This is a genomic window from Cryobacterium sp. Y82 (assembly GCF_002929495.1).
Taxonomy (GTDB): Bacteria; Actinomycetota; Actinomycetes; order Actinomycetales; family Microbacteriaceae; genus Cryobacterium; species Cryobacterium serini.
Window position 1 is genome coordinate 139,529 of the sequence record NZ_PJJJ01000036.1, and the last position, 20,785, is coordinate 160,313.

Genomic DNA, 20,785 nt, shown 5'->3' on the forward strand with positions numbered 1-20,785 from the left:
AAAATGAACCCATGCCGATCTTCACGTTTCGTCCTGTATTTGGCCGGGTTCTGGCCGCCGTCGTGGCCGCGCTCTGCGCGGCGGGGTGTGTCGGCCTGGTGCTGGCCGACGACATTGAGAATCTGCTGCGCACCGTGCCACTGCTGCTGTTCTTCTCCGCAGCAGCAGTGGCCTTGTTTTGGCAGCCGCATATTGTGGTCGAAGAAGCGGGCATCACGGTCGTCAACGTGCTCCGCACGTTCTTCGTGCCGTGGCCGCACGTGGAGCGCATTGACACCCGTTACACCTTGACGCTGTTCACGGCCCAACGGCGAATTTCGGTGTGGGCGGCACCGAGTCCCGGCATTCGCGGGGCGATCGCGATTGAGCGTTCCGACCTCCGAAATCTCGGCGATTCCGCGTACGGTACCGGTCGAAGCGTGCGGCCGGGGGATTCCGTGACCACCGCGTCTGGACAGGTGGCATTCGTGCTGCGCCAGCGATGGGAAGCCCTGCGCGACACCGGAGCGTTGGACAGTGCCATTGTTGACCCGGATGCTCTCCGCGTCACCACCCATCGGGTCACCATTGTGGTGCTCGCCGGATTGCTCGCCACAGCGATGATCGGTCTTGTTTTGTAAAAGCCTGGGCATAAGCGCTAGACCGTGCTGGCGGCGCGCACGCGACGGGCATCCGCTTTTGACAGCGTCTTCGCGGACGGCATCTTCTTCTGACGCGGGTCGAACGCGTCGCGCAGACCGTCACCGATGAAATTCACGGTCAGGGCGATCACGATGATGAAGATGCCGGGCCACCAGAACAGCCATGGTCGGGTAGCGAAGGCTGCAACATTCTGGGCCACGATCAGGCCCAGTGATGTATCGGGATTGCGCACGCCGTAACCCAAAAAGCTCAGGGCGGTTTCAGCCAGGATGGCGCCGGCCATGAGCAGGGTGGCGCTGACGATAATCACGCCGACCGCGTTGGGCAAAATGTGTTTGAAGATGATGCGCGCGTCGCTGGCCCCGGAAACCCTGGCCGCATCGATGAACTCGCGTTCGCGCAGCGACAGGAATTCACCCCGCACCAGTCGGGCGAGCCCGGTCCAGGCGAAAAGCCCCAGCGCGAGGCCAAGAACCGCTGCGCCGAGTCCGGCAGCACCAATGGAACGCCCGATAACAGCACCCACCACGATGAACGGGATGGTGATGATCACGTCGGTGAAGCGCATAAGGATGGCGTCGCCGATTCCGCGGTAGAAGCCAGCGAGGGCGCCGATCAGCACCCCTATTCCGGTGCCGACCAGGCCGACCAGCAGCATGATCATGATGGATTGCTGGGTTCCGCGCATGACGAGGGCAAAGATGTCCTTGCCGATTTCGTCCTGGCCGAAGGGGTGCGGGCCAATGCCGAAGCCCGGGCCGGGGATCAGGTTCAACGTGGGAATTCCCCGATTAACCAGTGGCGGTGTCGCGTTCCAGTGCCAGGGCCACCACCCGGGGGTGTTTAGCCCCCAGACATGAATCCCGACCGAACTGAAGGCCAGCACAATCACGAAGGCAAGAACAAAGATCGAGACCACGGCGCCCTTGTGATGAAAAAACCGTTTACGAACGATCTGTCCCTGGCTGAGGCCGATGGTTTCACGTTGTTCGATCGAGGATTCGTCGAGCTGATTGCCAGCTCCCAGCGGGACCTGCAGGGAAGGATTCGGATCGGACATTAGGACACCCTGATTCTCGGGTCGAGGGACGCATACAGGAGGTCGGCCAGCAGGTTGAATATGACGGCGAGGAGACCGGTCACCACGAAGAAGGCCATCACCGGGTTGGGATCAACGTGGTCGATACCGTTTTGGAATAGCCTGCCCATGCCGCTCCACCCGAACACGGACTCGGTGATCACCGCTCCACCAATGAGCGCTCCAATTTCGAGCGCGATCACCGTCGCGATCGGGATGAGTGCGTTGCGCAGTGCATGGCGCACGACGACGGTGCGCTGGGTGAGCCCCTTCGACCGGGCCGTGCGGATGAAGTCCTGGTTCATCACCTCGAGCATGCTAGCCCGTGTGTAGCGCGTCAGGCTGGCAAAGGAGATGAGGATGATTGCGATGGTCGGCAGGAGCAGGTGGGTGAAGGTATCGATGCCCTGAATCCAGAAATTACCGCCGAGGTTAGGTGTTGTCGATCCGATGGTCGCCACCGGCCGCCCGTTGACCCGGCTGGAGTTGACGTAGTCGTTCCAATAGAGCAGATGACCATCAATAACGATCACCACTCCGATGATTACGGCGACGATGGCCGAGGTGCGGGCTGATTGCCACCGATCTCTGCCACCAAGGAAGTACCCGATTGCGCCGCCTACGACGACAGCGCCCAGAGAGAGGGCGAAGAAGAGCGGAAGCGACATACTGCGAAAGACAAAGTAGGTCATCGGATAGTACAGGGCGATACCCACGGCGGCCGTGACGAGGGCTCCACGGACCGCGTTCTTGTCCTTGAGCCCCACCGAGACTGCCGTGACGCCGAGCGCAGCCGCCAGGGCGGTGATCACGACGCCGACGATGCCGACGCTCGGGGTGGTGAACCAGTCGGTCAGTTCGAAGTAGGCCAGCAGTGCAAGCGTTGACGCCGTCGCCACGCCGAGGGTGATCCACCGTCGCCGCGACGCACCACCAAGGAGTGACATCCACAGAAGTCCAGACACGATCGAGATTCCGATCATGATCGGCACTCCGATAATGGGGTCGGATAGCCAGTTATTGAACCCGATCGCGATGTATTGCTTGAGCAGCACCGCCACCCAGAAGATAGGCAGAGAGAAGAAGAGAAAAGAAGCGAATGTGATCGTGTAGTCGTAACCGCTGTACTGACGCAGGGCCGTGGTGATGCCGACGATCAGGCCAACGATGATGGCGATGATCTGGGCACCGGTGACCAACTGCAGTGTTGATCCCATCGCCTGTTGGAGCAGGATCACCACGGGCAGGCCTTGCACGTTGACGCCGAAGTCACAGGCGCCGACGAAACACTGCCCGACGCCGCCGAGCCACAGGAAGTAGCGAAAGAAGGGGGGAACATCGAGGTCGAGCCGCTGGCTGAGCGACGCCATGAGCTCGATCTTGTTTGGTGCGCTGCTCTCGCGGAGTTCCTTTAGCGGGTCCCCGGACAGGGCGACGAGCATGTACATCAGGAACGTTGCTGCGAGGAGCACGATGACGGCGGCAATCAGCCGCCGGAATACGAATGAAGCCATGAGCGGTGGCTACCTGTCTCTGGTCGGGGGAAGGCGCTGGGACCAACCGGTCCCAGCGCCTCAAATAGCACGTTGATCCAACGAAGAGTTTTCTCTTAGCTGGCGAGCTTCCAATCCCAGATGTTCCAGAAGATCGTCGGCGCCAGAATCGACGGGTCAATGCCCGTGACGCTGTCATTGAATGCCGTCACGCCGGGGAACTGGAAAAGGGTCACACCATAGAAGTTCTCCCACAGGATCTTGTCGATCTCCTGCTTCAACTCGATCTGCTTGGCCGGGTCGAACTCAAGGTTGAGCTTGTTGATCGCAGCGTCAGTATCGGCGTTGGAGAAGAAGTTGTGGTTGTTAATGCCACCAGATTCGAAGGTCGGGCCGGAGTCGGTGACGCCCAGACTGGTCGACTGCCACGCATAGAACGACGCGTCGTAGGCACCCGGGGTACCGAGGATTCCACCCCATTCCGGGTTGCCCCCATCGATCACATTGAAGCCGGCGAGTGCTGCGCTGGTCTGGATGAGCGCGAATTCGTTCACGCGTCGCGGGTTGGTCGATGCATACAGAATTGTCACGTCAAGGTTGGTGGCGCCAGACTGGGCGATGAGGGCCTTGGCACCCTCGACGTCGACCTCGGCGTAGTCGGCCGAACCGTTGCCGTCGAGAGAATCGTCGTAGCCCTCGGAACCCGGAACGAACAACTGCGAACCACGTAGAATCGCTTCGTCACCGACGATGGGCTTGATCAGCTTGTCGAGGATCTCCTGTCGCGGAACGATTTTCATGAACGCTTCACGCAGTAGCGGGTCGTTGAACACGCCGCTCTTGCCTTGGTCGAACTGCAGATCGAGGTGCTCGTAGGTGCCTTCTTCACCCTTCAGGACCGTGACGTTCTCGATCGCGTCCAGCGCGGTCACCAGGTCAGACGTGGACTGGGGAGAGATGACATCGACGTCACCGTTTTCCAGCGCCTGCACGGCAGCGAGCGGATCCGTGATAAAGCGCACGGTTACTTCTTCAATAGTGGGCGTGTTCTGGCCCGTGTACTCGGGGTTGGCCGTCATGGTGATGTACTGATCGGCCACGAAGGCCGAGATCGTGTACGGACCGGTTCCGACGTAGAGCTCGGGGTCATCAGGCAACTCGGTGAAGTTGAAGCCGGAGTTCCAGAATGAGGAGATCTTGGCAAGCGATGCGGCGTCGTTGTCCTGAATGGCCGTAACGAGGGCGGCTTTGGCTTCCTCGTTATCGTCGAGTCCGAGGGCGTTCTTCGCCACAACGTGTGCCGGAAGCGGCGCGTAGAGGGCCAGCTCCCAGTCGACGTACGGTGACGAGTAGACCAGGGTCATTGAACGATTATCGTCGCTGATCTCGGGAACGTCACGTACGAGTCCCAGGCCCGAGTCGGCCTGGGCGCCGGAGTCGAAGTAGACGACGTCCTTAGGGAATGCTTCGGTGAACTCACCGGTATCGGGGTCGGTAAAGTCGTCAGGGACGAAATCCGGCGTGTCAAGTGAACGCGAATTGGCCGCCCAGCTCAGCAGGAGATCAGAGGCGTCGACCGCGGTGCCGTCTGACCACTTGACGTCATCAGCGAGGGTGTACTTCACCGTGAGCGGGTCTTCAGAGACCATCTCATAGCTGCCGTATGACTCGTTCTGCTTCAACTCCGGCGTGTTGTCGTAGTAGTTGAACCAGTCGTTCGTCATGTAGGTGATGTTATTGTTCGCCGTGGCATTGCCAAAAGACGTCAGACCGTTGTACGAGAAGAACGGCTGGTTCCACGCGACGTCGACACTGGTTCCCTCATCAAGTCCGGATTCGGCCGTTGGCGCTGAACAACCGGAAAGGACCAGTGCTGCGGCCCCCACGGTGGCAATAGCTGCCCCGATGCGTCTAAATCTCATAGTTCCTCCTGTGCGAAGTATGCACCGACCTAAGGTTTATGGCCCCCGAAGTCGAGCGTGGTTACTCCGACCATAGAGAGGGTCCACCGTCTTCACCTAGCATCGGGCGAAAACTGTTACACATTGGTAACCAGACCAACGAATAATCGTGACGAATGCACGATTATTGCGTTCGGGGGGCGCATTTCCATCAAAACGACCGTAGGCTCCGCAGGTCGTGGTGATTATTGCCGACCCAGACCGCACGTGGTTCCCGGCGAGCGGGTCGGGATTTTAGAGAACCGCACCCGGCGAGTCAATCCAAATTTGGCCGCGAAATACGAGCCCGAGTTTGGGGTTGTGACGACAATCGTGTGTGAATTCTGCCCATAATGAGTAGATTGGCACGAACTGTTCCATGGTGTTATCTACTGCGCACTGGCTGGAGCCACTGGGCACATAGGCTACCGAAAGGGAAGTTGCCGCGGCGGGGCATGCCCGACGCGATCCACAGATTCGCGACCCTATCATTAGGGCACTGGCAGGATAGGGTCATGCCGACAGCATCCGTTTCACGCCTTGTGGGGCCGCACCACACCCGGTATTACTGGGAGATCGGCATTGTGCTCGCGCTGTCGCTCGGGGCGTCGGCCGTGTACTCGCTGGTGTCGATCGTGGCCAGGCTGACCGACACGACACCGCTCGCCGACCAGTCGGCGACGCTGAACGGCTCGCAGTCGACCCGCGAGTGGCTCGATTTCACCTACCAGTTTCTCGGCATCGTGTTCGGACTCGCGGCGGTGGCCCTGGTGCTGTACCTGCTGTGGCGACCCGGGCAGAACCCATTCACCCGGCTCGGATTCGACCTGACGCGTCCGCGCAAAGACGTGCTCGGCGGGTTTGGCCTGTTGCTGGTCATCGGCGTACCGGGCCTCGCGCTGTACCTGGCGGGACGCGCGTTCGGCTTCACGGTGGCCGTGGTGCCCTCGCCGCTCGACACTTTCTGGTGGACCATACCGATTCTGGTCTTCGCCGCGCTGAAGGCCGCGCTGGTTGAGGAGCTTATCGTAGTCGGCTACCTGTTCACCCGACTGCGCGAGCTCGGCTGGTCGACCTGGACCATCATTCTGAGCTCGGCCGTGCTGCGCGGCAGCTATCACCTGTACCAGGGCATCGGGCCGTTCTTCGGCAACGTGGCCATGGGCGTCGTGTTCGGCTGGTGCTACACCCGCTGGGGACGCACCACGCCGCTCGTAGTGACGCACTGGCTCCTCGACATTCTCTCGTTTGTCGGCTACCCCCTCGCACTGGCCTGGTGGCCGGGGCTGCTCGCCCCAGCCAGCTGAGCCCGCGGGTGTGGGCACGCCCGGCTGCGGTAGCGCCGGTTACCGTAGCGGCCACCGAAACCGGGGGCGGTGGCCGCTCACCCCCTACTCAAAAGCCTCGGGTGGCGGGCAGGCGCAGACCAGGTTGCGGTCGCCGTAGGCGTTGTCGATGCGGCGCACCGGCGGCCAGTACTTGCTCCGCACCAGCGAAGCCAACGGGTAGACCGCGGTGGCCCGGTCGTAGGGGTGCTCCCACTCCCCCTCGATCACCGACTGCGCGGTGTGCGGAGCGTTATGCAACGGGTTGTCGTCGGCGGGCCAGCGGCCGGCGGCGACGGCATCCGCTTCGGCCTTGATCGCGATCATGGCGTCGATGAAGCGGTCGATTTCGCGGAGGTCTTCGCTCTCGGTGGGTTCGACCATGAGCGTGCCGGCCACCGGAAAGCTCATGGTCGGCGAGTGGAAGCCGTAGTCGACGAGGCGTTTGGCCACGTCGTCGACGCTGATTCCCGTAGCCGCGGTGAGCGGGCGCAGGTCGAGGATACACTCGTGCGCGACCAGACCGTTTTCGCCCGAGTAGAGCAGCGGGTAACTGTTCTCGAGGCGTTTGGCGACATAGTTGGCGGCAAGCACGGCTGCGCCGGTGGCCTGTTTGAGGCCGTCGATTCCCATCATGCGCACGTACGCCCAGGAGATCGGCAAAATGCTCGGGCTGCCGTAGGGCGCCGCTGAGACCGGTCCGCCGGCGTGCACGACGGTGCCGCTGGCTCCCGCCGGGCCGAGCAGGTAGTGCTCGTCGCTCTGGGCGAGCGGATGCCCGGGCAGGAACGGTGCGAGGTGCGCCTTGGCTGCGACCGGGCCGACACCGGGGCCTCCGCCGCCGTGTGGGATACAAAAGGTCTTGTGCAGGTTCAGGTGCGAGACATCGCCGCCGAAATCGCCATAGCGGGCGAACCCGAGCAGCGCATTGAGGTTGGCACCGTCGACGTAGACCTGACCGCCGGCGGCGTGCACGGCCTCGCAAATGGTGGCGACCTCGTGCTCATAGACCCCGTGGGTCGAGGGGTAGGTGATCATGAGGGCGGCGAGGTTGTCGGCATGCTCGGCGATCTTGGCGTGCAGGTCGGCAAGGTCGACGTTACCGAGCTCGTCGCAGGCCACGACAACAACGCGCATGCCGGCCAGCGCAGCGGATGCCGCGTTGGTGCCGTGCGCGCTCGACGGGATCAGGCAGACCGTACGGCCGGTCTGTCCGTTGGACTGGTGGTACCCGCGGATGGCGAGGAGGCCAGCTAGTTCGCCCTGGCTGCCGGCGTTCGGCTGCAGCGAGACGGAGTCGTACCCGGTGACATCGCTCAGCCACGTTTCCAGCTGGCGCACGAGGTGCAGGTACCCCTCGACATCCGGTCGAGGCGCGAAGGGGTGGATCCCGGCGAATTCGGGCCAGCTGACGGCCTCCATCTCGCTCGCCGCGTTGAGCTTCATGGTGCAGGAGCCGAGCGGGATCATGCCCCGATCAAGCGCATAGTCGTAGTCGGCGAGGCGCTTGAGGTAACGCATCATGCTGGTCTCGGAAGCGTGCGTGTTGAACACCGGGTGGGTCAGGAATGCACTCTCGCGACCCAGGTCGGTCGGCAGCCCGTGCTGCACGGCGTCGAAGTCCACGTGACCGAACGCATCGCGGCCGCCAAATGCGCCGACGACATAGGAGAGGTCGGCGAGCGTGGTGGTCTCATCGACCGACACACTGATGGTGGTCTCGTCAACCTGGTGCAGGTTGTAGCCGCTCGCGGCCGCCTTCGCCACGACGTCGGCTGCGCTCGGCACGGAGACCCTGACCGTGTCAAAGAATGTGTCGCTCCGCACGTCGATGTCGATAGCACGCAGGGCGGCGACGAGGGCGCCAGCTCGCTCATGCACCTGTTCAGCGATTGCGGTGAGGCCCTGAGGGCCATGGTAAACCGCGTACATGCCGGCCATGACGGCGAGCAGCACCTGGGCGGTGCAGATGTTCGAGGTGGCCTTGTCCCGGCGGATGTGCTGTTCGCGCACCTGCAGGGCGAGGCGGTAGGCGGGGTGTCCGGTGGCATCGACGCTGACGCCGACGAGGCGGCCGGGCAGCTGGCGCTCAAGCCCCTTACGCACGGCCATATAGCCGGCGTGCGGTCCGCCAAACCCCATCGGCACGCCGAAGCGCTGGCTGGTGCCGACAGCGACGTCGGCGCCGAGGTCGCCGGGCGATTTGAGCAGGGTGAGAGCCAGTAGGTCGGCGGCCACGACGGCGAGCGCCTTGCGCTCGTGCGCAAGATCGATGACCGCTTGCGGGTTCCAGATGCGACCGGATGCCGACGGGTATTGCACGAAGACGCCGAAATAGTCACCGAGGTCCGCGGCGGTGGTCTGCTCGCTGAGCGCGACCTGGACGAGCTCGATGCCGAGGGCAGCGGCGCGATTGGCGAGCAGCGCGTGGGTCTGGGGAAAAGCATCCGTGTCGACGATGAATCGGCGTGAGGTGGATTTCGAGGCGCGCAGGGCCAGCAGCATGCCCTCGACGACCGCCGTTGACTCGTCGAGCATCGATGCGTTGGCGGTGGTCAAACCGGTGAGGTCGGCAATCATGGTCTGAAAGTTGATGAGGGCTTCGAGCCGGCCCTGTGAGATCTCGGGCTGGTACGGCGTGTACGCCGTGTACCAGCTGGGGTTCTCGAACACGTTGCGTTTGATCACGGCGGGCGTGAACGTGTCGTAATAGCCGAGGCCGATCATGGAACGTTTGACCGTGTTGCGTCCGGCCAGGGCGCGCAGTTCGGCGACGGCTTCGTTCTCGGTCGCGGCGGGCGGGAGGGCGCTGTCGCCATCCTGCCGAAACAGGTCTGCGTGAATCGACGCCGGCATGGCGGCGGAGACGAGGTCGTCCACCGACTTATAGCCGAGCGTGGCGAGCATGTGGGACTGGGCGTCAGCATCCGTTCCGATGTGGCGCTGGGTGAAGGCCGTGAGCATCTGCTGCCGAACCTGCGTTTCCATGAGCTACTCGCCGATGAGGGCCGAGTATTCGACCTGGCTGAGAAGGGTGGGCAGCGTGTCGAATTCAACCTTGATCAGCCAACCTGCGCCGAACGGATCGCTGTTGACCAGCTCGGGGCTCTCGACCACGGCATCGTTGGTGGCGGTTACGGTGCCGTTGACCGGTGCGAACAGTTCGCCGACCGACTTGGTCGACTCGATTTCGCCAACAACCGTGCCGCCGGCGACCGTGCTGCCCACCTCGGGCAGTTCGACGAAGACCACGTCGCCGAGCTTCTCAGCAGCGTAGGCGGTGATGCCGACGGTCGCGATGCTGCCGTCGACCAGAATCCACTCATGCTCGGCGGTGTAGTGCAGTTTCGATGTGTCTGTCATGGTGTTGCCTTTCGCAGGTTGAACGGATTCAGGGCTATTTCAACAGGGCGGAACTATTTGACGCGCTTGTAGAACGGAAGCGAGGTGACAGTAGCGGGAAGGCGGGTGCCCCGCACGTCGACGTAGACCTCGGTGCCGAAGCGGGCGAGGTCGGGGGTGACATAGGCCATGGCGATCGGGTAGCCGAGGGTCGGCGACAGGGCGCCACTCGTGATGACGCCGGTGGCGGTCTCGGCGTCGAGGCTGCGGAAAATCTCGTAGTCGGCGCGACCGGCACGCTTGCCGGCGGCGATCAGACCCACCAAAACGGATGCCCCGGCTTCCGGCCCCGCTTCGATCGCGGCGCGGCCGACGAAGTCGTTCTCCTTGCCAAGGTTGACCACCCGGCCAAGGCCGGCCTGCGCGGGGAAGGTGTCCAGGGTCAGCTCATGACCGTAGAGCGGCATGCCGGCTTCGAGCCGGAGGGTGTCGCGACTGGCGAGACCGGCCGGAACGAGCCCTTTATCAGCGCCAGCGCTCGTGAGTGCATCCCACAGCTCCCGGGCGCGCTCAGCCGCAAGGTACAACTCGAAGCCATCTTCACCGGTGTAGCCGGTGCGAGCCACCAGAAGTGGCTGACCGCGGAAGGAGGCATCCGTGATGCGGTAGTACTTCATGAAGCGCAGGTCGTCGCCGAGGTCGGTCAGGCCCTCGGTAGCGTCAAGAATCGCGAGAGCGTTCGGGCCCTGCACAGCGATAAGGGCGTACTCGTCGCTCTGGTCGACGACGCTCACGGCGAAGCCCTCAGCACGGGCGCGCAGCGCATCGAAGGCGGCGAACCGATTGCCGGCGTTGGCCACGACGAGAAACTTCGTATCGTCGAGGCGGTAGACGACGAGGTCATCGATGATGCCGCCGTTCTCGGCGAGGAGCAGGCTGTACTTGGCCTGCCACAGCTCGATGACCGAGAGCTTGCCGGCCAGCGCATAGTCGAGGTAGGCGGCGGCATCCACGCCCTCGACCAGAATTTCGGCCATATGCGACAGGTCGAACAGGCCGGCTTCGGTGCGCACGGCGTGGTGCTCGGCCAGATCACTCGAGTAGCGCACCGGCATTTGCCAGCCAGCGAAGTCGGTGAAGCTCGCACCGGCATCGACGTGCGCCTGGTGCAGCGGCGAGAATCGCTCGGTATTTCGTGAATCGGGGGAGCCGGGGGTGCTGGAATCGGCCGAGGTCATGAGTTCTCCGGGTGACAAGGCCGAACAGGTGCGGCCGTTTGCGTGCGAGGCTCGGTTGAGCCTCGTGGGAACTCCCCCTCTGTCGTCGTGCCTGAGAGCTTCACCAGCGCAGACGCACTGACTTTCACCGTGGGCGAGATTGTGAAACGCGCCGAGCGCGTTCAATCTACTTTTCAGAGTGGCCAGTTCGATGCGGTACGAGTACCTGAGAGATTGTCGGGGAGGATTGCTCCTTCGGTGTTCGCGCGCCTTCGCGTCGAACTCTCCCGCATCGTCCATATGGCCCGATGTTCAGTTGTGACTTAGTGCCAGCCTAGCCCCACACCCCGCTGCTGCCACGCCGATGACTGTCGACGAGGTGGGTATCGATGATGCCGATCGCTTCCATGAGGGCGAACATCGTGGTGGGGCCGACGAAGACGAAGCCGACCTTTTTCAGTGCTTTCGAGAGGGCAACGGATGCGTCGGAGCTGGTGGGCACGTCGGACTGCGTTCGCGGCGCTGGCGTGGCATCCGGTTGGAATGACCAGACAAAATTCACCAGGCCACCGCTTTCGCGAAGGGCGAGCGTGGCCCGCGCGTTTGTGATCGTGGCGCGAATCTTGAGGCGATTTCGCACGATTTTCTCATCGTTCAACAGCCGCACCACGTCGTCCTCGTCGAAGGCGGCGACCCGCTCGGGGTCAAAGTCGGCGAAGGCCGCCCGAAACCCGGGGCGCTTGCGCAGAATGATCGCCCACGACAACCCCGATTGAAATGCCTCGAGGCTGATCCGCTCGAACAAGCCGTGCTCATCGCGCACGGCCACGCCCCACTCCGTGTCGTAGTAATCGCGCAACATCGGGTCGACCGAGGCCCAGGCAGGGCGGGCGAGCCCGTCGGGGCCGACGATCGCGCCGGGAGCGGGTAATTGATCCATACAAACCATTAGACACCGGACCGCGTCGATGCCCGTCGCCTGGCCGGGACTAGGCGGCCATTTCGGCGGCCGAGTGACACGCTCACCAGGCCAAAGACTCGGCTGCGGCCTCGGTCAGGTCGATGATGTTGTCCAGCAGTGCCGCCATCGTGTCGGAGCGCAGGAGTGCGATCTGGTCGAGGGGACCGACTGGGGCAATCGCGGCGAGCTGCCAGGCGGCGGCGGTCGGATCGTGGGAAAGCTCGACATCGGGCGACCACTCCTGGTCGGCGAATTCACTCGCGAGTGACAGGGTGCGGCGAACGACCTGCTCGGCCTGTTCTCGTCGCGGCAACAGGACGTCGTCCCACGTCAGGTCGGGCAGCTCCCGCACCGTGGCGAGCGGATGCGGGTCCTCCGGCATCCACTCGGTCACCTCGATTCTGCGCTCGCCCTGAACCACCAGCCCCAGGTACCCCTCCGGCGCTTCGAGCTGGGTGACCCGGGCGACGGTGCCGACGCTGAAGCGACGTTCGCCGCCGCCAACTTCCTGCCCGCGTTCGATCAGTACGACGCCGAACTCGGCCGGCTCGGAATCGAGTACCCGGGCGAGCATGATCAGGTAGCGTTCCTCGAAAACACGCAGTTGCAGCGGCATGTAGGGAAACAGTACGGATCCCAGGGGGAACATCGGCAGGGTCGTCATGCACCCAGCGAACCACGTTGATGGCGTTCGGCCAAGCCCCCGAGGGCTAGTTTGCGGTGGGCCGCATCGTTTTCGACGCGTAGCCTAGAAGGTCAGGCGTGCACTTTGCGCCAACGACGAAAGGCTGTTCGTGGACATCACCCTGCTGGGTCACTTCGTGGCCGCCGCTGAGGCACCCGATTTCGCCCGTGCCGCCCAAGCGCTCGGCGTAACCCGCGATACCCTCCGCTCTTCGGTGAAGCAGGTCGAAGCCGAACTCGGCTACGCGCTGTTCGACAGATCAGCCGAGAGCACAACGCTCACCGAGATCGGGGTTGCCTTTCTCGCCGACGCGCACCTCGAGCTGGCACAGGCCGCCGGACGTGGCGCGCAGTCCGGCGGCAATTCGAGCGGTTCAGGTGGCGGCAAGGCCAAAGCCAACAAGGGCAAGGGCCGCGCTCCCACGGTGAAGGGCCAGCCGAAGCTCGGCAAGAAGCGCCAGTCCCGCTGATTTAAAACGATCGACTGGCGATCCACGCGGCCTCGCCTCACCATCTCGTCGGCTGATCAAACAAACGGAGCCTGCACGACCGATTATCGGTCTGGCGGGCCCCATTCATAGCGCAGATTTTGTCGACTATTTCTGGCGATTCTGAACGCTACCGTGGCGGGTCGGCCGTCGAGCGACTGGGTTACGGGAGCTAGAACAAATGACTAGGTAACTCAGCTAGGTATATTAGGACACCTACTCCAATCCATGGAGACAGGTAGCAATTATGAGCAGTTGTTCTCCCGTTGATTCTTTAGCTGTCGCAGCCGACTCGATCGGCCTACGGATTCACCCCATCTCCGCATGTGGTTTAGAGAAATAGAGATCAAATGAACTCTGTCGTAGACGCTGACCTCGTGGTGCTGGGTGCGGGACTGGCGGGGCTCAGCCTGGCGGCCCGGCTGGCGCGCGCGCCATCCAGCCTGCGCGTGGTCGTCATCGAACCGCGCACCGCGTACCAAGACGACCGCAGCTGGTGCTTTTGGCAGTCAAAACAACATGAACTGTCACACCTCGTTTCCCAGCGCTGGACGACGTGGAGCTTTTCTGATTCCGCAGGCAGCGCGGTTCGGCACCACGTTCCGGACTTGTTCTACCAATACATTCGGGGCATCGACTTCTATTCCAGCGCGCAGGCCGACATCGCCCAGTCGCCGCGTGTAGACCTGCGTCTCGGTGTGCGCGCCGAAAGCGTGAGCGCAGTGGCGAATGGTGTGCGGGTCGAAACCAGTGCTGGCACGCTGTTGGCCCGCCAGGTGGTTGATACGCGACCACGGCCCGCTGCGGCGATGCTGTACCAGAGTTTTGTCGGTGTTGAATTCGAGTGTGACGGGCCGCATCCGTTCGATTCGACCGAGGTGACGCTGATGGGTTCGCTTGCCGCCGATGAGGACGGCCTGAGCTTTGTGTACGCGCTGCCATTGGGTCCGAACCGAGCCATCGTGGAGTGGACCCGCTTCGGCGTAGCGCCGATCAACCGAGAACTTCTGGCCGGTGAGTTGGACCATGTTTTGACGGGCCTGGGTCTGGATGACGTTCGTCGGGTGCGCACCGAGGGTGGGGTGCTGGCCATGGGACTGGGCCGCCAGGCCGGGCCGGAGATACCCGGGGTGGTGCGTGCCGGAAATGCGGGCGGTGCTTTGCGAGCCGCCTCCGGCTATGGATTCTTGCGTATTCAACGATGGGCGCAAATGTGCACGGATCGCCTTCTGGCGGGGCAGGAGGCGGTGGGGCATCCCGAAGAACCCTGGCTGCGACGCACCTTCGACCGCATCTTTCTCCAGGCCGTCCGCAAGCACCCCGAACGCACTGCCGAGTACTTTCTCGCTCTGGCCCGCGGTGTGCCGCCAGCTACCCTGGTGCGTTTCCTCAGCGACGGCGCCCGGGCCACTGACTATGCCAAAATCATTTTCAGCCTGCCCTGGAGCCCGTTCATCGCTCAAGTGGCCGCTCCCACGATCTTCACCTCAGCATCGCTCGCACAGGCCAGGCTGGTCGCTACGCCCACTGCGACCACGTGCTCGAGCTGGACTCCATGAAGGAGCAGGTCGCCGCTTCCCGAGTCGGCACCGCCCGCGCAACGGCCTGGCTCCGCCATATCCCCATCGAAACGATGGTGTTCTCCTGTCTGGCCCTGACGACGCTGGGCGTGCTCGCGGTCGGCCTGCCGATGCCCTCGCCTATGCTCCAGGTCGTACTCCTCGGCGTGCTCGTCGCCGTGCTGGGTTTGCCGCACGGTGCCCTTGATCCGCTGATCGCGCGTCGCGCCGGCGTCTGGCGCACCCCGCTGGGTTTTGCTGCGTTCAACACGGTGTACATCGTCATTGTGGTCGGTGTCGTGCTGCTCTGGCTGGTCGCCCCAGTGCTGAGCTTGGTTGCGTTCCTGATCGTGTCGGCGCTGCATTTCGGGTCTGATTGGAACGCTGATCGCGGCGTGTGGCTGCGCTTTCTCGCCGGATTCGGGCTGCTGAGCGTACCAGCCTTCTCACATCCGGATCAGGTGGGCGCTGCTTATGTGGTGCTTGCCGGTGCCGGTGGCGCAACGGTGGCAGGCGTGCAGGCCGAGCTGGCCCCGCTCGCCCTGGCCGGGCTGCTTGTGGCGGCCGTCGCCGCCGTGCGGCATCGGCCGCATGAGAGCGTGGAAATCGTGCTCACGTCGGTGCTCGCATTGGCCTGCGAGCCGCTGCTCTTTTTTTTGGTGTATTTCTGTGCGCTGCACAGCTTTCGGCATCTGAGGGCGGGGTTTGCCGAGGAACGTGGCGGCGGACGGCTACCGACCCTGATCGTGGCGGTGTACACCGTGGCGCCAATCCTCGCGGTCGGTGCTCTGCTATTCGTCATCGGCCCCGGCGGCGTTATACCGGAGCAGATTCTGCAGGTGGTGTTCATCGGTCTGGCCGGTCTCACCGTTCCGCACATGATTGTGGTGACCCACGAAAAACGACACCACAAGAAGTTGATGGCCCTGCCCGGGTGAGCTCTTCGGACCTGACCGTCACACCTCGAGAACCCGGCCCGCGTCGACGTTCCAGTGGCGGTCGGTATGCACGTTCTCGAGCATGCGCCGGTCGTGGGTGACCAACAGTAGCGTTCCTTCATAGGAGGCGAGCGCCTGTTCCAGCTGTTCGATCGCGGCGAGATCGAGGTGGTTGGTCGGCTCGTCGAGAACGAGCAGGTTCACGCCGCGCGCCTGCAGCAGGGCCAACCCGGCCCGCGTGCGCTCCCCCGGCGACAACTCGTCAACGGGCCGGTTCACGTGGTCGGCTTTGAGTCCGAACTTGGCCAGCAACGTGCGCACTTCGGCGGGTGAGAGTTCGGGAACGAGCAACTCGAAGCTGACGGAGAGTGGCCGGGCACCGGCGAGAAGGGCCCTGGCCTGGTCAATTTCACCAATCAACACGCTGGTTCCGAGGTGAGCGCTGCCGGCATCCGCTTTCTGACGGCCGAGCAGGGCACGCAGCAGCGTGGACTTGCCCGCGCCGTTCGGGCCGGTGATGCCGATGCGTTCACCGCCATTGACCTGCAGCGTCACGGGGCCGAGCACGAAGTCGCCTTGCCGAAATTCGGCGTTGCTCAGGGTGGCCACGACGGCGCTCGAGCGCGGGGCTGACCCGATGGTGAACTCGAGTTGCCACTCCTTGCGGGGCTCGTCGACCTCGTCGAGGCGGGCGATGCGGCTTTCCAGCTGGCGCACCTTTTGCGCCTGCTTCTCGCTCGACTCGACCGAGGCTTTGCGCCGGATCTTGTCGTTGTCCGGCGCCTTCTTAATGGCGTTGCGCACGCCCTGGCTCGACCATTCCCGCTGGGTTCTGGCCCGTCCGACGAGGTCGGCCTTCTTGAGGGCGAACTCGTCATAGTTCTCCCGGTTGTGCCGCCTGGCCGTTTCGCGTTCCTCAAGGTACGAATCGTAGCCGCCGCCGAACACCCGATTCGCGCCCTGGGCGAGGTCGAGTTCGAGCACGCGGGTGACGCAGCGGGCCAGAAATTCCCGGTCGTGGCTGACCAGCACGACTCCGCCGCGGAGGCCCCTGACGAAGGCCTCGAGGCGTTCCAGCCCGTCGAGATCGAGGTCGTTGGTGGGTTCGTCGAGCAGCACGATGTCAAAACGGGAGAGCAGCAGGGCGGCGAGCCCGACGCGCGCGGCCTGGCCGCCGGAGAGCGCCGTCATCAGGCTGTTGGCGGTGAGTGTGCTGCCGAGCGCGAGACCGAGGTCGGCGAAAACAAGGAGCAGCCGCTCGTCGAGGTCGGCAGCCCCGCTGGCCAGCCAGCGTTCGAGCGCGGTCGAATAGGTGTCGGCCGGGTCGATTCCATCGGTACGCGGTGAGGTCTCCCCGAGAGCGGATGCCGCGGCATCCATTTCGCGGGTTGCTTCGGCGCAGCCTGTGCGCCGGGCAATGTAACCGGCAATGGTTTCGCCAGGGACTCGTTCGTGTTCCTGCGGGAGCGCGCCGACGAAGGCATCCGCCGGGCTGAGGGTGATAGTGCCGGCTTGCGGCGCGCTGCGCCCGGACAGCAGATTCAAGAGGGTGGATTTGCCGGCGCCGTTGGCACCGACCACGCCGACGACATCACCGGGCGCGACCGTGAGATCGAGCGATTCAAAAAGGGTGCGGTGCGCGTAGCCGCCGGCCAAGCCCTTGGCCACGAGTGTTCCGGTCATTGCTCAATGGTGCCATTTATTGCGCGGGACGCAGTGCAGCTAGCCGTCCGGGCGAGCTATGTGAGCAGCGTTCGCACGGCTTGCCTGGCTTGACTCTTTACGAGCGAGGCGTGCACGACTCAGTAAAGTGAGCTGTAGACGGTGGATCGGCAAAGCGCTACTGCCAGCGCGAGGCCGCAATCAGAAAAGTACACATGATGAACAACGACACGGTACCCGCCGAACCGACGAAGTTTCCGATCACTCCGGTTGCGCACACAGCGCTGCAGAAGCGCGTCGTGCGGGTGCTCATCGCCGGGCAGATCCTCGGCGGGATAGGCATGGGCGCGACCCTGTCCCTCGGCGCGCTGCTCGCTGCCCAGTTGTCGGGGTCGAGTGCCTGGTCGGGCATGGCCGCGACCATGAGCACCCTCGGTGCCGCGATCGTGGCCATACCGCTCGCTCGGCTGGCGCAGGCCTGCGGGCGTCGCGTGTCGCTCGCGACCGGCTCGCTCGCCGCTGGCACGGGCGCGATACTCGCCATCACCTCGGTGTCCGTCGACAGCTTTCCCCTGCTGCTTCTCTCGCTCATGCTCCTCGGTGTCGGCTCGGCCACCAATCTCCAGGCGCGCTTCGCGGCCACCGACCTCGCCACCCCACGTTTTCGGGCCCGCGACCTGTCAATCGTGGTCTGGTCGACCACGATCGGCGCCGTACTCGGCCCAAACCTGTTCGGGCCGGGCGAAGTGCTCGGCGCAGCCCTCGGCCTGCCGGCGATGACGGGTGCCTTCGCGTTTTCGCTCACCGCAACGGTCGCCGCCGCCTTCGTCTATGCGCTCGGGCTTCGACCCGACCCTCTGCTGACCGCGCTGGCGGCGCGAACGGCGAGCGCGGGTATCCGTCGGGCCAGCGGCGGTCTGTCAATTTTGCGCGACAATGCGGCGGCGCGGTATGCCGTCATGGTCATCGCGCTCAGCCACGCCACCATGGTGGCCCTGATGTCGATGGCTCCGGTGCACCTGCGTGACCACGGCGCTACCCTGACCATCGTTGGACTGACCATCAGCCTGCACGTGGCCGGGATGTACGCCCTCTCCCTCGTATTCGGCGCACTCGCCGACCGAGCGGGTCGTCTCCCGGTCATTCTCGGAGGACAGTCCCTGCTGCTCGTCGCCCTCATCATCGCCGCGCTTAGCGACGGATCACAGGGCACGATGACGCTCAGCCTGATCTTTCTGGGACTGGGATGGTCTGCATCCGTTGTGGCCGGTTCAGCGCTCGTATCGGAAGCCGTTCAAATCGAGGATCGCTCGTCGTTGCAGGGATTCTCTGACCTCACCATGAACGCGGCCGGCGCGCTCGGCGGCGCGATCGCCGGTCCAATTTTGGCGTTGGCCGGGTACTCCGGGCTCGGCATCGCTGCCATGGCGCTCGTCGCGATCGTGGCGGTCTGGTCGGTGTTGCGACTGCGCGGCACGCACGCCTAAACTTCGCAACACGCCACGCCGCATGTTCACCCCAGCCTCTAGCGAGCGCTGAACCGCTACAAACGGATGCTGCCGATCGCGGTCAGGCCGAGCGCCGCCGGCCAGTAGCTGCTTCCTGCTCGAGCGGCGTAGCGCGGACCAGCGGAATGTTGAGAAAGTCGACGACCGGCGCGAACGCGCGAAATCGCTCAATGACGAGGTCGGTGAAGTTCTCCTCGAGCGCGACGTCGCCGGGCAGGTGCGCGACGAGTGCCCAACTCCGATTGAGCAACAGGTCGGCCGCCGGATGGTCGACCGGGAAGCCGCGTGGCGGGCGGATGAGCTTGTTGCCGCCAAACGACTGCGCCACCTTCTTGAGCGCGGGCGCGGCGAGCCGGGATCGCAGCACGGTGTGGTGGTCGAGCACATAGTCGCGGATGGCGCGCAGCTGCGGCGGCTGCGGGCTGTAAGCCCCGCCCGCCATCATGACGCCGTGCACGCCGACCTGCAGAAAGAATCCGGCTCCTCCGGCCTTTTCCAGCCCGCGGGGAGGCCAGTGCGCGGCCAGATGAGTCTTGTACGGCGATTTGTCGTTGGAGAACCGCACGTCACGATAGATGCGCATCATGGCTTTGTTCGGCGGACGAACGTAGGCGGCGGCGAAATCCCCGAGCGCAACGTTGAGCGCCTCGATGACCAGGAGCATCCGCTCTTTTAACTCGACCTCGTAGATCGGTTTGTGCTCCTGAAACCATTCGCGTTCGTTGCGGTGCTCGAGTTCGTCGAGAAAGTCGAATGTCTGTTCGCTGAAATGAGGGCCCACTACGCGAGACTACGCTTTCGCTGCAGCCTTCGCGGCCCGCTTGGTCGCGCGCACCCGCGTCAAAGATTCGGGATCGACGATGTCGGCCACCGACCGGTACGCGCCGTCTTCGCCATAGGGAGCGGATGCGTCACGCCAGCCCTCCGCGTCGACCCCGAGTCGTTTGCCGAGGAGTGCGAGAAAGATCTTCGCCTTCTGCTCGCCGAACCCGGGCAGCGCCTCGAGCCGGCGCAGGATCTCGGGGCCAGTCGGGTCGTCAGCGGTCCAGATCGAAGTCGTGTCGCTGTTCCAATCGCTCACGATGACCGCAGCGACTTCCTGTACGCGTTTGGCCATCGAGCCGGGAAATCGGTGCACGGCGGGAGACTGGCGAAACAGCAGGACGAAGGCGTCGGCGTCGTAGGCGGCGATCGCGGCCGGGTCGATCGCTCCGATGCGGTCACGAATTTTGGCCGGGCCGACGAAGGCGGTTTCCATAGCGACCTGCTGGTCGAGCAGCATGCCCACAAGCAGGGCGAACGGGTTCTCGCTCAGTAGAGCGTCGGCGGCGACATCGCCGGTGAGGTGCAGGGTTGTCATTCGCTCATTGTGCCACTGCGCTGCTGTGAGGTCAGCACTCCACCGCGGTCAGCCTGGGGGTTGTGGCCCCCGTCGCACACGATTCCGTGGGGACCAAGCGCGTGTGACCCGATCCCGGCCAAACGTAAAGGGGGAATCTTGGCTGTGAACGAAAATCGAGGGGCAGCCACGACTAACGTGTCGACCCGAATCAGCGTCTTCAACCTCGACTCGGTTGAGCAGCCGAGGTTGTAGCTGAAGGTCGGGCCGACCGAGGCGAAGCGCTCGCTGGTCGGGGTTTTACGAACTTGTGCCCGACTCAGACGATGCGCTCGAACACCATTGTCGCTTGCACACGATCGCCGCCTCCGAAGCCCTTACTGCCCGACGCCGCGGTTGTAATGGTGTGCAGTCGGTAGCCGAGCGCGGCCTGCGAATTAATCGCATTTTCCAGCTCCGTGAGATTGCCGGAGCCAGTGCCCAAAAACTTTTCCTTAAGCACGATCTGGATCACTACGTACATACCCTTTGCCGCCATCTTTGCTTTACCTTCCACCGCCCTGCAGTCGAGGCATCATCAGAGGACTCCGAGGTTACAGGCGTTGAACC

The 20,785-nt window shown here is 63.8% G+C and carries 18 protein-coding genes and 2 riboswitches; of the genes, 6 read left to right on the top strand and 12 right to left on the bottom strand.

Features of this window, described 5'->3' with window-relative positions; all coding sequences use genetic code 11:
- Positions 1–11 precede the first annotated feature (11 nt).
- Positions 12–620 (top strand): PH domain-containing protein, encoded by a 609-nt coding sequence (locus tag CXY70_RS14195; RefSeq protein ID WP_104192990.1) that lies wholly within the window; start codon positions 12–14, stop codon positions 618–620.
- 17 nt (positions 621–637) lie between these two features.
- On the opposite strand, the gene CXY70_RS14200 is transcribed toward CXY70_RS14195, so the two are convergent.
- The 3 genes from CXY70_RS14200 to CXY70_RS14210 all read right to left on the bottom strand — a co-directional run bounded on the left by CXY70_RS14200 (position 638) and on the right by CXY70_RS14210 (position 5,135).
- Positions 638–1,702 (bottom strand): ABC transporter permease, encoded by a 1,065-nt coding sequence (locus tag CXY70_RS14200; RefSeq protein WP_104192991.1) that lies wholly within the window; start codon positions 1,700–1,702, stop codon positions 638–640.
- Positions 1,702–3,234 carry an ABC transporter permease gene (locus CXY70_RS14205; protein ID WP_104192992.1) on the bottom strand — a complete coding sequence of 511 codons (1,533 nt, stop codon included), beginning with the start codon at positions 3,232–3,234 and terminating at the stop codon, positions 1,702–1,704. The genes CXY70_RS14200 and CXY70_RS14205 overlap by 1 nt, the downstream gene beginning before the upstream one ends.
- 95 nt (positions 3,235–3,329) lie before the next feature.
- Positions 3,330–5,135, bottom strand: coding sequence for an ABC transporter family substrate-binding protein (locus tag CXY70_RS14210; protein WP_104192993.1), 1,806 nt, complete (start codon positions 5,133–5,135; stop codon positions 3,330–3,332).
- Positions 5,136–5,668: 533 nt separating this feature from the next.
- On the opposite strand from CXY70_RS14210, the gene CXY70_RS14215 reads away from it, so the two are divergent.
- Positions 5,669–6,460, top strand: coding sequence for a CPBP family intramembrane glutamic endopeptidase (locus CXY70_RS14215; protein ID WP_104192994.1), 792 nt, complete (start codon positions 5,669–5,671; stop codon positions 6,458–6,460).
- Between the two features lie 84 nt (positions 6,461–6,544).
- Here the strand turns inward: CXY70_RS14215 and gcvP are convergent, their stop codons facing one another.
- The 5 genes from gcvP to CXY70_RS14240 form a co-directional block, all read right to left on the bottom strand.
- The gene (gene gcvP, locus CXY70_RS14220; RefSeq protein ID WP_233205968.1) at positions 6,545–9,442 is read right to left on the bottom strand and encodes an aminomethyl-transferring glycine dehydrogenase; all 2,898 of its coding nucleotides are present in this window, start codon (positions 9,440–9,442) and stop codon (positions 6,545–6,547) included.
- A gap of 27 nt (positions 9,443–9,469) precedes the next feature.
- Positions 9,470–9,841 (bottom strand): glycine cleavage system protein GcvH, encoded by a 372-nt coding sequence (gene gcvH, locus CXY70_RS14225; RefSeq protein WP_104192996.1) that lies wholly within the window; start codon positions 9,839–9,841, stop codon positions 9,470–9,472.
- A 53-nt stretch (positions 9,842–9,894) separates the two neighbouring features.
- Complete coding sequence (gene gcvT / locus CXY70_RS14230; RefSeq protein WP_104192997.1) at positions 9,895–11,058, bottom strand: glycine cleavage system aminomethyltransferase GcvT; 1,164 nt, start codon at positions 11,056–11,058, stop codon at positions 9,895–9,897.
- 69 nt (positions 11,059–11,127) lie between these two features.
- A riboswitch (glycine riboswitch) is annotated at positions 11,128–11,241 on the bottom strand.
- Positions 11,242–11,337: riboswitch (glycine riboswitch) on the bottom strand. It abuts the riboswitch before it with no gap.
- Between the two features lie 34 nt (positions 11,338–11,371).
- On the bottom strand, positions 11,372–11,977 hold the full coding sequence (locus tag CXY70_RS14235; protein ID WP_104192998.1) for a DNA-3-methyladenine glycosylase I: 606 nt from the start codon (positions 11,975–11,977) through the stop codon (positions 11,372–11,374).
- A gap of 82 nt (positions 11,978–12,059) precedes the next feature.
- On the bottom strand, positions 12,060–12,662 hold the full coding sequence (locus CXY70_RS14240; protein WP_104192999.1) for an LON peptidase substrate-binding domain-containing protein: 603 nt from the start codon (positions 12,660–12,662) through the stop codon (positions 12,060–12,062).
- A gap of 130 nt (positions 12,663–12,792) precedes the next feature.
- On the opposite strand from CXY70_RS14240, the gene CXY70_RS14245 reads away from it, so the two are divergent.
- The 3 genes from CXY70_RS14245 (at position 12,793) to CXY70_RS14255 (ending at position 15,667) form a co-directional block, all read left to right on the top strand.
- On the top strand, positions 12,793–13,152 hold the full coding sequence (locus CXY70_RS14245; protein ID WP_104193000.1) for a LysR family transcriptional regulator: 360 nt from the start codon (positions 12,793–12,795) through the stop codon (positions 13,150–13,152).
- Positions 13,153–13,520: 368 nt separating this feature from the next.
- On the top strand, positions 13,521–14,729 hold the full coding sequence (locus tag CXY70_RS14250) for a lycopene cyclase family protein (protein ID WP_104193001.1): 1,209 nt from the start codon (positions 13,521–13,523) through the stop codon (positions 14,727–14,729).
- Positions 14,708–15,667 (top strand): Brp/Blh family beta-carotene 15,15'-dioxygenase, encoded by a 960-nt coding sequence (locus tag CXY70_RS14255; protein ID WP_104193002.1) that lies wholly within the window; start codon positions 14,708–14,710, stop codon positions 15,665–15,667. Before CXY70_RS14250 ends, CXY70_RS14255 begins: the two co-directional genes overlap by 22 nt.
- A gap of 18 nt (positions 15,668–15,685) precedes the next feature.
- On the opposite strand, the gene CXY70_RS14260 is transcribed toward CXY70_RS14255, so the two are convergent.
- Positions 15,686–17,350 (bottom strand): ABC-F family ATP-binding cassette domain-containing protein, encoded by a 1,665-nt coding sequence (locus CXY70_RS14260; RefSeq protein ID WP_104193003.1) that lies wholly within the window; start codon positions 17,348–17,350, stop codon positions 15,686–15,688.
- Between the two features lie 194 nt (positions 17,351–17,544).
- Here CXY70_RS14260 and CXY70_RS14265 point away from each other — a divergent pair, with 194 nt between their 5' ends.
- Positions 17,545–18,816, top strand: coding sequence for an MFS transporter (locus tag CXY70_RS14265; protein ID WP_104193004.1), 1,272 nt, complete (start codon positions 17,545–17,547; stop codon positions 18,814–18,816).
- An 82-nt stretch (positions 18,817–18,898) separates the two neighbouring features.
- Here CXY70_RS14265 and CXY70_RS14270 read toward each other — a convergent pair whose 3' ends face one another.
- From CXY70_RS14270 to CXY70_RS14280, 3 genes are all read right to left on the bottom strand, one after another.
- Positions 18,899–19,618 carry a DUF2461 domain-containing protein gene (locus CXY70_RS14270; protein WP_104193005.1) on the bottom strand — a complete coding sequence of 240 codons (720 nt, stop codon included), beginning with the start codon at positions 19,616–19,618 and terminating at the stop codon, positions 18,899–18,901.
- A gap of 9 nt (positions 19,619–19,627) precedes the next feature.
- Entirely contained in the window at positions 19,628–20,197 is a 570-nt protein-coding gene (locus CXY70_RS14275) for an HhH-GPD-type base excision DNA repair protein (protein ID WP_104193006.1), read from the bottom strand.
- A 298-nt stretch (positions 20,198–20,495) separates the two neighbouring features.
- Positions 20,496–20,699: a DUF4177 domain-containing protein gene (locus tag CXY70_RS14280; RefSeq protein ID WP_233205970.1), complete on the bottom strand. Its 204-nt coding sequence runs from the start codon at positions 20,697–20,699 to the stop codon at positions 20,496–20,498.
- Positions 20,700–20,785: the final 86 nt, after the last annotated feature.